General features: G+C 69.9%; 12 protein-coding genes. 9 read left to right on the forward strand and 3 right to left on the reverse strand.

Annotation, left to right across the window (positions count from 1 at the left end):
* Positions 1-142: 142 nt before the first annotated feature.
* The 3 genes from ACFRFH_RS01000 to ACFRFH_RS01010 form a co-directional block, all read right to left on the reverse strand.
* Positions 143-1,252, reverse strand: coding sequence for a YgfZ/GcvT domain-containing protein (locus ACFRFH_RS01000; protein ID WP_382461167.1), 1,110 nt, complete (start codon positions 1,250-1,252; stop codon positions 143-145).
* A 1-nt stretch (position 1,253) separates the two neighbouring features.
* Entirely contained in the window at positions 1,254-1,850 is a 597-nt protein-coding gene (locus ACFRFH_RS01005; RefSeq protein ID WP_382461168.1) for an FABP family protein, read from the reverse strand.
* Between the two features lie 126 nt (positions 1,851-1,976).
* Positions 1,977-2,318, reverse strand: a complete 342-nt coding sequence (locus ACFRFH_RS01010; RefSeq protein ID WP_382461169.1) for a hypothetical protein — start codon at positions 2,316-2,318, stop codon at positions 1,977-1,979.
* A gap of 114 nt (positions 2,319-2,432) precedes the next feature.
* Here ACFRFH_RS01010 and ACFRFH_RS01015 point away from each other — a divergent pair, with 114 nt between their 5' ends.
* The 9 genes from ACFRFH_RS01015 (at position 2,433) to pstA (ending at position 12,606) form a co-directional block, all read left to right on the forward strand.
* Positions 2,433-3,125 carry a DNA-binding response regulator gene (locus tag ACFRFH_RS01015; protein ID WP_382461170.1) on the forward strand — a complete coding sequence of 231 codons (693 nt, stop codon included), beginning with the start codon at positions 2,433-2,435 and terminating at the stop codon, positions 3,123-3,125.
* Positions 3,126-3,291: 166 nt separating this feature from the next.
* On the forward strand, positions 3,292-5,442 hold the full coding sequence (locus tag ACFRFH_RS01020; RefSeq protein ID WP_382462713.1) for an RNA degradosome polyphosphate kinase: 2,151 nt from the start codon (positions 3,292-3,294) through the stop codon (positions 5,440-5,442).
* The gene (locus ACFRFH_RS01025) at positions 5,439-6,377 is read left to right on the forward strand and encodes an NUDIX domain-containing protein (protein ID WP_382461171.1); all 939 of its coding nucleotides are present in this window, start codon (positions 5,439-5,441) and stop codon (positions 6,375-6,377) included. The genes ACFRFH_RS01020 and ACFRFH_RS01025 overlap by 4 nt, the downstream gene beginning before the upstream one ends.
* A gap of 100 nt (positions 6,378-6,477) precedes the next feature.
* Positions 6,478-7,260, forward strand: coding sequence for a hypothetical protein (locus tag ACFRFH_RS01030; RefSeq protein WP_382461172.1), 783 nt, complete (start codon positions 6,478-6,480; stop codon positions 7,258-7,260).
* Between the two features lie 218 nt (positions 7,261-7,478).
* Positions 7,479-8,261: a hypothetical protein gene (locus tag ACFRFH_RS01035; protein WP_382461173.1), complete on the forward strand. Its 783-nt coding sequence runs from the start codon at positions 7,479-7,481 to the stop codon at positions 8,259-8,261.
* A gap of 88 nt (positions 8,262-8,349) precedes the next feature.
* Positions 8,350-9,210, forward strand: coding sequence for a L,D-transpeptidase (locus tag ACFRFH_RS01040; RefSeq protein WP_382461174.1), 861 nt, complete (start codon positions 8,350-8,352; stop codon positions 9,208-9,210).
* Between the two features lie 163 nt (positions 9,211-9,373).
* Positions 9,374-10,468 (forward strand): phosphate ABC transporter substrate-binding protein PstS, encoded by a 1,095-nt coding sequence (pstS, locus tag ACFRFH_RS01045; protein ID WP_382461175.1) that lies wholly within the window; start codon positions 9,374-9,376, stop codon positions 10,466-10,468.
* Between the two features lie 93 nt (positions 10,469-10,561).
* Positions 10,562-11,509 (forward strand): phosphate ABC transporter permease subunit PstC, encoded by a 948-nt coding sequence (gene pstC / locus ACFRFH_RS01050; protein ID WP_382461176.1) that lies wholly within the window; start codon positions 10,562-10,564, stop codon positions 11,507-11,509.
* Positions 11,509-12,606: a phosphate ABC transporter permease PstA gene (gene pstA, locus ACFRFH_RS01055; protein ID WP_382461177.1), complete on the forward strand. Its 1,098-nt coding sequence runs from the start codon at positions 11,509-11,511 to the stop codon at positions 12,604-12,606. Before pstC ends, pstA begins: the two co-directional genes overlap by 1 nt.
* Positions 12,607-12,639: the final 33 nt, after the last annotated feature.

Genomic DNA, 12,639 nt, shown 5'->3' on the forward strand with positions numbered 1-12,639 from the left:
CCAGCGGATGTCCTCCGTTGGCGACGCCGGGGTGGGGCGTGGGCAACGGAGGAGATCGGGTGCGGTGGGAGGCGGATGTCCTCCGGTGGCTGACATTCGGGGGTGCGGCGGGGCCGATGTCCTCCGTTGGCGACGGCGGGCGCTAGGGGCGGGGGGTGCGGGTGACGGCGCCGAGGCGTGGGAGGTGGGGGACGTGGGCCTCGGCCCCGGCCTCGGGCGGGACCACGATCTCCTGGGCGGCGGCGACCGGGGTGCCGTCGGCGTCCACGGTCAGCGTGGCCGCGGGGTCGGTGCTGCGCTTCACGATGGCGAGCGCGATCGGGCCGAGCTCGTAGTGCAGGGCGGAGGAGGTGACGGTGCCGACCACGCGGCCGTCCAACGTGACCTCGGCGCCGCGGGCGGGGTGGACGCCCTCCGAGCCGTCGAGGTGCAGCATCACCAGGCGACGGGGCGGATGGCCGAGGTTGTGCACCTTGGCGACCGTCTCCTGGCCGCGGTAGCAGCCCTTGGTCAGGTGGACGGCCGTGCGCAGCCAGTCGAGCTCGTGCGGGATGGTGCGCTCGTCCACCTCGGTGGCGAAGCGCGGGCGCCAGGCGGCGATCCGCAAGGCGTCCGCCGCGAGCGTGCCGGCGGCGGTCAGCTCCCCGGACTCCACGCGGGCGACGATCGAGGGGAGGGCGTCGCGCGGCACGACCCGTTCGCTCCAGCTCCAGCTCGCGCCGGGGTGCTCGCCGCGCGCGTACTGGTGGCCGCCGGGGGTGACCGCGTGCCAGGGGTCGTGCCAGATCAGCGGGACGGCGTTCGGCGCGGCGATCGGCAGCGGAGGCTCGCCGAGCGTCCCGATCGTCGCGAGAGTCTCGGTGTGGTCGGTCAGCTCGACGCGCAGCATGAAGCGCATCGAGTCGAGCCAGGCGAGCAGGCCGGTGGCCTCCGGACGGTCGACCAGCAGCCACAGGGTCGAGCCGTCCTCGATCAGGCGCACCGCGTGCTCCACACGGCCGGTGACGTCGAGCAGCAGCGTCTCGGAGGACTCCCCCGGCTGCAGGCCGAGCAGCGACTGGCTGGTCAACGAGTTGAGCCAGCTCAGCCGGTCCGGGCCCGTGATCGACAGCACAGCACGGTCGGACAGGTCGACGATCGCGCCGTCGAGCAGGGCGCGCTGCTCCGCGAGCGGGCTGCCGTAGTGCGAGGGGACTCCGCTGTCGGCGATGTCCACCGCGCCGGGGAGGGAGAGGAAGGGCGAGGTGTCCACGTCAGTCCACCTTGGCGAGCCGCGCGGAGGCGTGCGTGCGCAGCTCCTGGCCGAGCGCCGCGATGTCCCAGGCCCAGAGGAGGTGGCCCTCCACCAGCCCGTAGAGCCGGGTCGCCGCGCTGTACTCCTTGGCGCCGGCGGTGCGCACGACGGCGTCCGTCGCCAGGTCGATGCGCGGGCCGTTCACCTGGCCGATGTAGACCTCGCTGACGCCGTCGGGGTGGATGATCGCCACGTCGATGTCGAAGCCGCCGCTGGAGGCGCGCAGGGTCTCGACCGCCTGCGCGGTGCCGAACGGCCGGGCGCCCTGACCGGGCAGCATGGCCGGACCCGGATCGCCCTCGACCAGGGTGCGGCTGAGCCGCCAGTAGCCGGTCTCCGCGGCGAGCGGGGTGCGGTCATCGTCGAGCACCCACGAGGTCGCGGAGTAGTTGAGGTAGGCCTCGCCGTCGTGGCTGAAGCTCACCCGCTGACCGAACTCGAGCTGGGTGTGCTCCTCGCCGAGGGCGTAGTCGACCACGCCGCTCCCCTCCCAGACCCCGATCAGCCAGGAGAGCGGGACGAGTTCGGCCGGAAGGTCGGTGGGGAGCTCGATCATGCCTAGCGCTGGCCGCGGAAGAGGTTGTAGACCACCACGCCGGAGACACCGAGGATGGCGAGGGTGGCCAGACCCAGCAGGCCGATGAAGAAGAGTTCGAGAGCGACGAGCATACGGCCAGTCTAATCAGTGCCCGAGCGTGACGAGGCCGAGGATGCCCCCGATGACGCCGAGGATGACGAAACTCCCGGTCAGCGTGGTCGCCAGCCGGTTGACGAAGCCGTCCTTGCGCTGGGTGGCGAGCTGCGCTCCGAACGACGCGAGCACGCACACGCCCAGCGCGAGCGACAGCCAGGACGCGTACTGGATGGGATGGGAGAGGAAGGCGATGAGCACGCCGAGCACGAACGCGAGCGCCCACACCCCGCCGACGCTCAGCGCGACCATCGAGCGCGGCATCGGCTCTGGGGGCGGCCCCGCCGCGGCGGCGGGGCCGAGAAGGCCCGGATCGGACGGCGTCTCGCTCATCCCCCTATTGTGCCGTGAGTGGGCGGCCGCCGCGTCCCCCGATTACGACGCGATCTGCCGCCGTAAGCGTTTCCGGTAGCATTGCGGCACGAAGACGGGCGAGGAGGATACGGCGTGGCGCAGCTGTTGATCCTCACGTCCGCGCCCGACGCGGACGTGCTCCCGGCTCTCGGCCTCCTCAGTCACCGCGTCCGGCAGATCCCCGCCGAGCCCGCCTCCCTGGTCAACGCCCCCGCCTGCGACCTCATCTTCGTCGACGCGCGGCGCGACCTGGCGAGCGCGAAGTCGCTGTGCAAGATCCTGACCACGACCGGCATCACCGTGCCGCTGCTGCTGGTGCTCACGGAGGGCGGCCTCACCGCGGTGAGCGCCGACTGGGGCGTCAACGACGTGCTGCTCGACACCGCAGGCCCGGCGGAAGTGGACGCGCGCATCCGGCTGGCGATCGGCCGGCAGACGCAGGAGCACTCGCAGACGAAGATCCAGGCGTCGGGCATCACCATCGACGAGGCGAGCTACTCGGCCAAGGCGCACGGCAAGGTGCTCGACCTCACCTTCAAGGAGTTCGAGCTGCTGCGGTTCTTCGCCACGCACCCCTCGCGGGTGTTCACGCGCGAGCAGCTGCTGAGCGAGGTGTGGGGCTACGACTACTTCGGCGGCACCCGCACGGTCGACGTCCATGTGCGGAGGCTGCGGGCCAAGCTCGGCGACCTGGAGTCGCTGATCGGGACGGTACGCAACGTGGGCTACCGCTTCAACGTGTACGAGGACGAGAACGACCGGCTGCCGTCGTCGGTGCGGCCCTGACGCACTCCCGGCGCGCTGTCCTCCACCGATCCGACCGGACGGCCGTTTCTCCACAGTTAACCGAACCCCGTGCCGCCGCCCGGGCGGGCGGTGCCATGATGGGGGCATGGACGGCGAGCGCACTGCACTGGAGAACGGCCTACTCGACAACGGGCTGAGCGGCAGCATGGGCAGCGACTTCGACGACGACTTCGCGCCCTTCATCTACGAGCCGGACCCGACCCTCCCCGACAACCGCTACCTCGACCGCGAGGTGAGCTGGCTGGCGTTCAACCAGCGGGTGCTCGAGCTCGCGGAGGACCCGCTGCTGCCGGTGCTGGAGCGCGCCAACTTCCTCGCGATCTTCGCCAGCAACCTCGACGAGTTCTTCATGGTCAGGGTCGCCGGGCTCAAACGCCGCATCGCCACCGGTCTGGCGGTGCCGACGAACGTCGGCCGCGCGCCGCAGGACGTCCTCGCCGACATCTCGTTGAAGGCTCACGAGCTGCAGGTGCGGCACGCGAAGGCCTACCGCGAGCTGGTGCCCACCCTGGAGTCCGCCGGCATCACGGTCTCGTCGTGGGACGAGCTCGACGACGCCGACAAGGTGCAGATGCGCGAGGTGTTCTCGCAGCAGATCTTCCCCGTGCTCATGCCGCTCGCGGTCGATCCCGCGCACCCGTTCCCCTATATCTCCGGGCTGTCGCTCAACCTCTCGATCCGCGTGCGCAACTCGCGCACGGGCAAGGAGCAGTTCGCCAGGCTCAAGGTGCCGCAGATGCTGCCGCGCTTCGTGCGCATCGATGCGCGCGAGGGCCTCGGCCAGGTGCGCTTCCTGCGTCTGGAGGACCTGATCGCCAACCACCTCGGCGACCTCTTCCCCGGCATGGAGATCCTCGACCACCACGTCTTCCGCGTGACGCGCAACGAGGACGTCGAGATCGACGAGGACGAGACCGAGAACCTCATCCAGGCTCTGGAGCGCGAGCTGCTGCGCCGCCGGTTCGGCCCGCCCATCCGGCTCGAGGTCACGGACGACATGGACGACGTCACGCTCGGCCTGCTGGTGCGCGAGCTCGACGTCACCGAGCAGGAGGTCTACCGCCTCCCCGCGCCGCTCGACCTGGGCGGCCTCTTCGACATCTCCCGGATCGACCGGCCCGACCTGCACTACCCCAACCACGTTCCGACGACGGCGCCGCAGCTCATGCCGAGCGAGCCGAACGCCAAGCCGGACGTCTTCGCGGCGGTCGCGCGCCAGGACATCCTGCTGCACCACCCGTACGAGTCGTTCGCGACCAGTGTTCAGGCCTTCCTGGAGCAGGCCGCCGCCGACCCGCACGTCCTCGCCATCAAGCAGACGCTGTACCGCACCTCGGGCGACAGCCCGATCGTCGAGGCCCTCATCGACGCGGCGGAGGCCGGCAAGCAGGTGCTGGCGCTGGTCGAGATCAAGGCGCGCTTCGACGAGCAGAACAACATCTCCTGGGCGCGCAAGCTCGAGAAGGCCGGCGTGCACGTCGTCTACGGCCTCGTCGGGCTGAAGACGCACTGCAAGCTGGCGCTGGTCATCCGCGAGGAGAAGGGCGTCCTCAAGCACTACAGCCACATCGGCACGGGCAACTACAACCCCAAGACGTCCCGCATCTACGAGGACCTCGGCCTGCTGACCGCCGACGACCAGGTGGGCAAAGACCTCACCCGGCTTTTCAACGAGCTGTCGGGCTACGCCATCGAGAAGAAGTTCAAGCGCCTCCTGGTCGCGCCGCTGCACCTCCGCAAGGGGCTGCTCAAGCGCATCGACACCGAGGCGGCCAACGCGGCGGCGGGCAAGGCGTCCGGCATCCGCATCAAGCTCAACTCCATCGTGGACGAGGCGATCATCGACGCGCTCTACCGCGCCAGCCAGGCCGGCGTGCCGGTCGAGCTCTGGGTCCGCGGCATCTGCGGCCTGGTGCCGGGGCGCGAGGGGCTCTCCGAGAACATCCGGGTGCGCTCGGTGCTCGGCCGGTACCTGGAGCACTCGCGCGTGTTCTCGTTCGTGAACGACGGCGACCCGCACGTCTACATCGGCAGCGCCGACATGATGCACCGCAACCTCGACCGCCGGGTGGAGGCGCTGGTGCGCCTGGCCGACCCCGAGCACCTGGCCGAGCTCGGCCGCCTGTTCGATCTCGCGTTCGACGAGCGCACCGCGGCGTGGACGCTCGCCGAGGACGGCGTCTGGACCCGGCACCACCTGGACGAGAACGGCGCACCGCTCACCGACCTCCAGACCAAGCTGCAGCAGCAGGCCGCGCACCGCCCGCGTTCGTCCCGCACGGGTTCGAGGCGGTGAGCCTCGCCGTCTACGCCGCGGGCGCCCTCTGCTGGCGCGTCGTGGACGACAAGATCGTGGTGCTCGTCGTGCACCGCACCAAATACGGCGACGTGACCATCCCGAAGGGCAAGGTCGACCCGGGAGAGACGCTCCCGCAGACGGCCGTGCGCGAGATCCTGGAGGAGACCGGGCTCGCCGTGACGCTCGGCGTCCCGCTCGGCATCTCGGCGTACCCGCTGACCTCGGGGCGGGAGAAGATCGTCCACTACTGGGCGGCGGAGGTCGTCGACCACGCGATCGAGCGCTCGACGTTCGTCCCGAACACCGAGATCGCGGCCATCGAGTGGGTCACGCTGAAGAAGGCGCGCAGCTACCTCACCTACGAGCGCGACGTGGAGATCATCGACGCGTTCGAGTCCCTGGTGCGTCAGGGCGTCACCTCGACGTTCGCGCTCATCGCCCTGCGCCATGGCAAGGCGGAGCCGCGCGGCGCGTGGGCCGGCTCCGACGCCTCCCGCCCGCTCACCGAGCGCGGTGTCAAGCAGGCGGCCGGCGCTGTGCCGAGCCTGCTCGCGTGGCAGCCGCGGCGCATCGTCACCAGCGACGCCGTGCGCTGCGTCGCGACGGTCGCGCCGCTCGCCGCCGCGACCGGGGTCAAGCCCCGCCGCGAGCCCGGCATCAGCCAGGACGCCTACGAGGACGGCGACGGCGACGTCCGCACGATCATCGGCAAGCGCGTGCGCTCGCGCAAGACCGCCGTGCTCTGCAGCCACGGACCGGTCCTGCCCGAGATCCTGCGCGAGATCGCGCTGGCCACCGGCACGATGCCGGGCGGCTACCTCACCGACGCCGCCGACCTCGACACCGGTGGGTTCTCGGTCGTGCACCTCTCGGCGACCAACCCATCGTCGGGCATCGTCTCCATCGAGACGTATGCGCCCGCCGTGGAGTGAACTCAGTGAAATACTGATGTTTATTTGAGATCTTTCAGGGTCAGGCGCTAGATTGGCACCGCCGCCCCAGTCGGGATGGCCGTACCAACCAAGGGGAAGCATGCTCTCTACCACTCGCACGCGCCTGACGCTCGGCGCCGCAGCCGCTGCCGCCGTCATCGGCGGACTCTTCGTCGCCGCGCCGGCCAACGCCGCCACCGGCGACATCACGCTCGCGAACTCGACGTTCACCGCCGGCGACTGGGGAACCGGTCTCGACGTGTCGGGTTCCGGCTTCACAGCCGACACCACCGTCACCATCACAGTGAGCTACACCGACGGCGGGACCGTCCTCGGCCAGCAGGACGTCACGGCGGACGCCACCGGCGCGTTCGCGAACGAGGTCTTCACGCCGACCGCCAGCCTCCCGCTGCCCGCGGACGGCGAGGATGTCGTCGTGAACGCCACCTCGACGGACGGCGACACCTCCAACACGATCATGCTCGACGTGCGCGCACCCAAGGGCATCTCTGCGAACACCACGACGATCTCGACGGAGGATCTGACCAACCGGGACGCCGGGATCAGGATCACCGCGGCAGGATACACCCCCGGTGAGACCGTCACGCTGTCGACCGTCTACAACGGCGAGACACTTCCGGCCATGACCTTCGAGGCCGACCGCAGCGGAAGCGTCGACGCTGCGCTCTTCCTCGCGCAGGGCACGGCCGAGGCCGGACAGATCGAGTTCACCCTCACGGGCGAGAGCTCGGGCGTGGCCAACTCCATCACGATCACCGTCACCGGTGACGACATCGTTGCCGGCCCCGGTCCGCTCGCTCCGCTGCCCGTCCCCACGCCGGAGACCACCACCACGGGCAAGCTGCCCCGCGTGAGCGGCTGAGCGCCGCCACAACCTCATCGCGGGGTGGACGCGTTCGGCGTCCACCCCGCTTTGTCGTCGGAGCCCGGCCTTCGTGGGCATCGTCTCGATCGAGACGTATGCGCCGTCGGTGGAGTTCTCTCGGTTGAAATACTGATGTTTGTTGGAAGTTTTTCAGGGTGAGACGCTAGATTGGCACGGTCGTCCCACTCTGGACGGCCGTACAACCAAGGGAAAACATGCTCTCAACCACGCGCACGCGCCTGGCGCTCAGCGCCGCGGCGGCGGCCACCGTCATCGGCGGACTCTTCATCGCCGCGCCGGCGAACGCCGCCACGCCCGAAATCACACTCGTGAACTCGACCTTCACCGCCGGCGACTGGGGAACCGGTCTCGACGTGTCAGGTTCCGGCTACACGGCCGGCGCCACCGTCAACATCACCGTGCACTCCACCGAGGATGGGATCGTCCTCGGCAAGATGGACGTGACGGCGGACGCCACCGGCGCCTTCACGAACGCGGTCCTCATGCCGACCGGCAGCCTCCCGCTACCTCAGGACGGCTTCGACGTCGTCGTGATGGGTACCGAATACAGCCCTTACGACAGATCCAACCTGGTTGCGCTTGATGTGCGCGCGCCGAGCGGCATCTCCGCGAGCAGCACGAGCATCTCGACGGCGGACCTGACCAACCCGGAGGTCGGGATCAGGCTCACCGCCTCGGGCTACACCCCCGGTGAAGAAGTCACGCTGTCGACCACATTCACCGGACCGGTTCCAGCCATCGCGTACGTCGCCGACCGGAGCGGAACGGTCCAGGTCGGGCTCTACCAGTCGCAGGGCGTCGCCAAAGCCGGTGAGATCGGGTTCACCCTGACGGGCGAGACTTCGGGCGTGGCCAACTCCATCACGATCACCGTCACCGGTGAGACCATCGACCTCGGCCCCGGGCCGTCCGCCCCGGCACCTCTCCCCGCACCGGAGACCACCACGACGGGCAAGCTGCCCCGGGTGAGCGGCTGAGAGCCGCCACAACCTCGCAGCGGGGTGGACGCGTCGGCGTCCACCCCGCTGTGTTCGTCGGAGCCCATTCCTCTCGTCGGAGCACAGCATGAAACGCATCCTCGCCGCGGCCGGAGCCGCACTCCTCACCGTCGTCGCCCTGTCCGCGTGCTCCCCCGGCACGCCCGCCGCGACCACCACCCCGACCTCCTCCCGGACCCCCGAGGCCACCGGACCCGCGCTCCCGCCCGGGCTGACGCCGTCGGCCATCGCCGCCCTCCCGGCCGCGGTGTACGACGCGGTCATCCCCGGCCTCCTCGCCGCCCCCGCCGATCCCCGGATCACCCACGCGTCCACGGTCGCGTTCGACACCCCCGTCTACGGCGCCGACTTCAGCACCGCCGTCGCGCGCATCCCCGCCACGGACTTCCTCGGCAAGCCGACGGTCGTCGTCCCCGTCGCGACGAAAGGCGCCTGGTCGATGGTGCTGACGGCCAGCCGACAGCTCCTGCCCTCGCAGGCCGGCGACGGCGCCACCGCGCCCGCCCAGACTGCCGCCTGGCTGCCCACCTCGGCGCTCCGAGCGGCCGTCCCGCTCCCCCACCGCATCGTCGTGTCCGTGTCGGCGCAGACGCTCACGATCACCGACGCGAACGGGAAGACGGAGCAGACCTTCCCCGTCGGCGTGGGGACCGCCGAGACCCCCACACCGACCGGGACGACCGGTTACCTGCAAGCGCGCTACCTCGATCCCGCGCAGGACCAGTCGACGCACCGCATCCAGCTCACCTCGCTGCACGCGACGGCCGCGGACGAGCCGTACGGCGGGTCCGACGGCGGACTGATCGGCATCCACTACCAGGATGTGGCGTCCGGAGCGGTCTCCCACGGCTGCATCCGGATGGGCGGCGACGGGATCGCGGCCGTCGACGCGCTGCCGCTGGGCACGCCGGTCACCGTCGTGGACTGACCTGTACACCCCGCGGGGCCACTGGGCGGACTCACCAGCTAGCCAACCCTTGTTTACCTTCCGTTTACCACTGCGGGGGACTCTGGTCAGACACCGGGAATAGCGTCTCACGCGGGTCGCACCGACCCCGTCCTGTTGTTACTGATCCCCGGAAGGGACAACTGTGAAACTGAAGCGTCTTGGCGTTCCCGTGGCACTCCTCGCCGCCGCCGCCATCTCCCTCACCGCCTGTGCGTCGAACGAGGGCAGCACCCCGGCGACCACCACGGCCAAGCCGTCGAACCTCTCCGGCACGCTGAACGGCATCGGTTCGTCCGCCCAGGGCGCCGCGCAGACCGTCTGGGCCGCCGGCTTCCAGCAGGCCAACCCGAAGGTCACCGTCAACTACGACCCGCAGGGCTCGGGCGCCGGCCGCAAGAGCTTCATCTCGGGCGCGGCGGACTTCGCCGGCTCCGACGCGGCGCTCAAGACCGAGGAGCTCGCAGGCACGTTCGCCGGCTGCGCCGCGGGCGCCAAGGGCATCGACCTCCCCGTCTACATCTCCCCGATCGCCATCGCGTACAACGTCGACGGCGTGAAGGACCTCAAGCTCGACGCCGACACGATCGCCGGCATCTTCTCGGGCAAGATCACCACCTGGGACGACGCGAAGATCAAGTCGCAGAACTCGGGCGCCACGCTCCCGTCCGCGCCGATCACCGTCGTGCACCGCTCGGACGACTCGGGCACCACGCAGAACTTCACCGAGTACCTCTCGGCGAACGCTCCCACCGTGTGGACCGCTCCCGCCGCGCAGACCTTCCCGTTCCAGGTCGGTGACGCCGCCAAGGGCACCTCGGGTGTCGCGGACGCCACCAAGAACGCGAAGAACTCGATCACCTACATCGACGAGTCGGGCTCGGCCGGTCTGTCCATCGCCCAGCTCAAGGTCGGCGACAACTACGAGAAGATCAGCGCGGACGGCGCGGCCAAGGTCGTCGCCGCCTCCCCGATCGCCTCGGGCCGCGCCACCAACGACCTGGCCATCCAGATCAACCGCAAGGACACCAGCAAGGGCGCCTGGCCGCTCGTCCTGGTCTCCTACGTGGTCGCCTGCCAGCAGTACAAGGACGCCGCCAAGGCGGACCTGGTCAAGGGCTACGTCGACTACATCATCAGCAGCGACGCGCAGAAGGCCGCGGCCGACCAGGCCGGCTCGGCTCCGCTCTCGAGCGACCTGTCCTCCAAGGTCAGCAAGGCTGTCGCCAGCATCAAGTAGCACCCCGGCCGCTCGGCCTGGACCGAACCCCGGTCCAGGCCGAGCGGCGCATCACACTCACCCCGCAAGGGACCCGATGAGAGAAAGCGACGAATGACCGCCGGAACCGCAGGAGCCATCAGGCCGAAGGCGAAAGTCCGCCTCGGCGACCGCGTCTTCTCCACAGCGACCATCGTGGCCGGGTCCCTGATCCTCGCCACGCTCGCCGCCGTCGCGCTCTTCCTCGTCATCCAGAGCGTCCCCGCCCTGGGCGCCGGCGCGGGCGAGCTGCCGAACAACGCCACGAACTTCTGGTCCTGGGTCTGGCCGCTCGTCTTCGGCACCATCTGGGCGGCGATCATCGCGCTCATCATCGCGACTCCGCTGTCGATCGGCATCGCCCTCTTCATCTCGCACTACGCGCCCCGCCGCGTCGCGCAGACCCTGGGCTACATCATCGACCTGCTCGCCGCCGTCCCGTCGGTCGTCTTCGGTCTGTGGGGCATCGCGACGCTCTCCTCGTTCGTCCAGCCCTTCTACGCCTGGCTCGGCCAGTACCTCGGCTGGTTCCCGCTCTTCGCGCCGCCGATCTCCGGCACCGGCCGCACCATCCTCACCGCCGCCATCGTGCTGGCCGTGATGGTCATCCCGATCATGACGGCGATCTGCCGCGAGATCTTCCTGCAGACCCCGCGCCTGCACGAGGAGGCCGCGTTGGCACTCGGCGCCACCAAGTGGGAGATGGTCCGCATGGCGGTCCTCCCCTTCGCCCGAAGCGGCATCGTCTCTGCGATGATGCTCGGCCTCGGCCGCGCGCTCGGCGAGACGCTGGCGATCGCGATGGTGCTGTCGCCCGCGCTGCTCGTCAAGATCGCCGTCCTGCAGGCGCAGAGCCCGAACACGATCGCGGCGAACATCGCGCTGCAGTTCCCGGAGGCCACCGGCGTCGGCGTCAACGCGCTCATCGCCTCCGGCCTCGTGCTGTTCGTCGTGACCCTGCTGATCAACATGCTCGCCCGATACATCGTCAGCCGCCGTGCGGCCTTCTCTGGAGCGAACTGATGGCCGCCACCACCACCGCGACCGCGGCACCCCGCCCGCTGACCAACTCCTACACCGCGGGCAAGCTGCCGCGCTGGACCCCCTGGGTGATGCTCGTCGGGTCCTGGGCCGTGCTCATCGCCGTGTTCGCGATGCTGGCGGCCAGCGGTGCGACCAAGGGCTTCAACCCCGTCGGGGCGATCTTCTTCGGCACCGTGCTGTTCGACGTCGCGATCTACACCACGTCGCTGCTGGTCGAGGGCAACCGCAAGGCCAAGGACCGGTTGGTCACCTCACTCGTCGCGACCGCCTTCATCATCGCGCTGCTGCCGCTGATCTCGCTGGGCTGGACGGTCGTCGCCCAGGGCCTCGCGCGCTTCGACCTCACCTTCTTCTCCGAGTCGATGCGCAACGTCATCGGCGAGGGCGGCGGCGCGCTCCACGCGATCGTCGGCACGCTGGAGATCACGCTCATGGCGGCGGTCATCTCCGTGCCGATCGGCCTCCTCACCTCGATCTACCTCGTCGAGTACGGCCGGGGAGTCCTGGCCCGCGGCATCACCTTCTTCGTGGACGTGATGACCGGCATCCCCTCGATCGTCGCCGGCCTGTTCGCCTACGCGCTGTTCGCCCTCTTCTTCGGCCCGGCCATCCGCAACGGCTTCATGGGGGCCGTGGCGCTGTCGGTGCTGATGATCCCCGTCGTCGTGCGCTCGAGCGAGGAGATCCTGCGGATCGTCCCCAACGAGCTGCGCGAGGCCTCCCTCGCCCTGGGCGTGCCGAAGTGGCTGACCGTGCTGAAGGTCGTCCTGCCGACGTCGCTCGCGGGACTCGTCACCGGCGTGATGCTCGCCATCGCCCGCGTGATCGGCGAGACCGCGCCGCTGCTGATCGTGGCCGGCTTCACCACGAGCATGAACTACGACCTCTTCAACGACCGGATGATGACCCTCCCGGTGTTCGTGTACACCCAGTACACGCAGGCCGCCGGCCTGCACGCCCAGGCCTCCATCGACCGGGCCTGGACCGGCGCGCTCGCCCTGATCATCATCGTCATGCTCCTGAACCTGATCGGCCGGATCGTCGCGAAGGCCTTCGCCCCCAAGTACGGCCGCTGACCGCGGACTCCACAGCTTCAACCCGAAGAACGC

Origin of the sequence: Leifsonia sp. NPDC056824 (genome assembly GCF_042789575.1) — a bacterium.
GTDB lineage: Bacteria > Actinomycetota > Actinomycetes > Actinomycetales > Microbacteriaceae > Leifsonia.